Genomic DNA, 2,259 nt, shown 5'->3' on the forward strand with positions numbered 1-2,259 from the left:
CTGTTTGAAGTAGGAATTTTAGCATTGGTTTTGACAATGAAGGTTTCGCAAAAAGGAGATGATTTATGGAATATCGGCAGTTAGGTAAACACGGCATTCGTGTCTCGGAAATTTGTTTAGGGTCATGGCTTACCTATGGTGGCGCAACAGCAGAAGACACTGCCCGTCAATGTATTGAGCAAGCTTATGATTTGGGAATCAACTTTTTTGACACAGCAAATGTTTATGCCGGGGGAGAAGCTGAAAAAATTGTGGGTAACGTGCTGCGGCAATACCCGCGTGAATCTTATGTTCTAGCAACCAAAGTTTATTTCCCAATGGGCGATGGGCCCAACGATCGCGGACTATCACGCAAACATATTCTGGAGCAATGTGATGCCAGTCTGAAGCGATTGGGACTGGACTACATTGACCTCTATCAGGCACATCGTTATGACCAGACCGTACCCCTGGCTGAAACTTTGATGGCATTTGATCATCTGGTGAAACAGGGGAAAATCCTTTATTACGGGGTTTCTGAATGGAGTGCCGGACAACTCGCCCATGCGACCGACCTGACCCGGTTGGCAAATCTCGCACCGATCGCATCCGATCAGCCTCGCTACAACATGCTCGATCGCACGATCGAAAAAGAAGTAATACCCCTGTGCCGTCGAGAAGGGATTGGCATAATCAATTACTCACCCTTAGCGCAAGGTCTGCTGACTGGTAAATACAAACCCGGTCAATCCTTACCCCAAGGTTCACGGGCAAGTGACCCGAAACAAAATATGTTTTTAAACAATGGGGAACTGGATCAGCAGCAGTTACTCAAGGTGCAGCGACTGTTACCCATCGCCGAGCAAGAAGGTTTGAGCCTGAGCCAATTAGCGCTTATCTGGTGCTTACGCAATCCTGAAATTAGTAGCGTCATCATCGGCGCAAGCAAACCAGCACAGATACAAGAAAACGTTAGTGCATCAGGTAAGCAACTGTCTTGGGCAACAATTCAACGCATTGAAGAAGTTCTGGAAATGGAAATTAGCGATCGCGTCACTGTTGGTGTTTGAGTTCAAACCTAGACAATCCCGAAGATTTCGAGCAAAATTCAGCATGGGAATACCAGGCCCAATACGCTTGGGTTATAAAAATTTATCCGTTGAGGCAGGTAGGGGGAGCAGGGGATGCAGGAGGGGAGAAAAAAGCTTATCTGAACCGTATTACCTGTTATACCTTCTTACCTGCTACTGGTTCAGCTATATTTTCCATATCGACCAGATTCCACTTTAAGCCTTTGCTCCTATATATACGCTTCTGCAAATTTGGATAGTCACCGATATCATGATCTAACCTTTGACCAACTACTATACATTTGAATATAGAATTGCCCGTGTTTTTCAGCTTGTGCGGCTTACCACCAGCGCGATAGCCAATAAAATCTCCTGCTTTAACTGGATAAACACTTTCTCCAATTGTTGCCTCAGCTTCTCCCTCCAGAACGTATACGCACTCTTCTTCGTGATAGTGCATATGAAGCTCCGTTGATTCACGTCCAGGCTCTACTTCAATGATGTGGAAACCGATATTTTTTAAACCTGTCAAATCTCCTAAAGACTTATTTAGTCTGCGAGCATTGAAGTTGAGAAAATGTGTTTTTTCTAGTCCTTCATAAGACTCAATCTCTTCTTTGGTGACTAAATATTTTTCCATTTCTTGATGCAAAGGTGCTAAGAAAATTTGATGGTGAACAAGCGAGGGGCCTTCATCTGAATTAAGAAGGAAGTTAAAACAGGTTCAAGGGTTCCATCTCAGCAGAAGCGATCGCTTCTATTTGTAGATGGAATTATATCATCACCTCGTTATTAAGTGCAACTTCATAGCTAACTGGTATAACAAAATAGGGATTAGATCCAAAAGGGAGGATTAGGCAACTTAGCAATTAGGCTACTTAAGTTTTTGACATCGTGTTGAAACCAGTTATGAATCCATAAACAGTAATGGTCAATAGCTTGTTGTTCTGTAAGATTACCTAAGAGTTCTGATGCGATCGCATGGCTAACCCAAATACCAGACATAATTGCTTTGAGAACGCCATGACTTGATGTCGGGTCAAGTACCATTGCTGCATCCCCAATAAGAAAGTAACCATTATCCGGCTGGTTGGGAAACGATTCGCCAGGTGACATGGGAGCTGTGCGGTTTTGTCAGATTCGGTAAACAAGATGCGATCGCAAAAATCAAACCTAAGTAAGAAGTAACTTTATTTACTAAATAACTACT

Annotated in this window: 3 protein-coding genes; 1 reads left to right on the forward strand and 2 read right to left on the reverse strand. The window is 43.4% G+C overall.

Annotation, left to right across the window (positions count from 1 at the left end):
* Positions 1-65 precede the first annotated feature (65 nt).
* Entirely contained in the window at positions 66-1,049 is a 984-nt protein-coding gene (locus tag V7K25_RS07455) for an aldo/keto reductase family protein (protein ID WP_335156534.1), read from the forward strand.
* 157 nt (positions 1,050-1,206) lie between these two features.
* On the opposite strand, the gene V7K25_RS07460 is transcribed toward V7K25_RS07455, so the two are convergent.
* Positions 1,207-1,689, reverse strand: coding sequence for a cupin domain-containing protein (locus V7K25_RS07460; protein WP_335156536.1), 483 nt, complete (start codon positions 1,687-1,689; stop codon positions 1,207-1,209).
* 194 nt (positions 1,690-1,883) lie between these two features.
* Entirely contained in the window at positions 1,884-2,165 is a 282-nt protein-coding gene (locus tag V7K25_RS07465) for an NAD(P)/FAD-dependent oxidoreductase (RefSeq protein WP_335156538.1), read from the reverse strand.
* Positions 2,166-2,259 lie beyond the last annotated feature (94 nt).

The sequence above is a fragment of the Nostoc sp. genome (assembly GCF_036919495.1).
Classification (GTDB): domain Bacteria; phylum Cyanobacteriota; class Cyanobacteriia; order Cyanobacteriales; family Nostocaceae; genus Nostoc.

Excerpts from the sequence above, each read along its gene's own strand:
- V7K25_RS07455 (WP_335156534.1), top strand. The coding sequence starts at position 66 with ATGGAATATCGGCAGTTAGGTAAACACGGCATTCGTGTCTCGGAAATT.
- V7K25_RS07460 (WP_335156536.1), bottom strand. The coding sequence starts at position 1,689 with ATGGAAAAATATTTAGTCACCAAAGAAGAGATTGAGTCTTATGAAGGA.
- V7K25_RS07465 (WP_335156538.1), bottom strand. The coding sequence starts at position 2,165 with ATGTCACCTGGCGAATCGTTTCCCAACCAGCCGGATAATGGTTACTTT.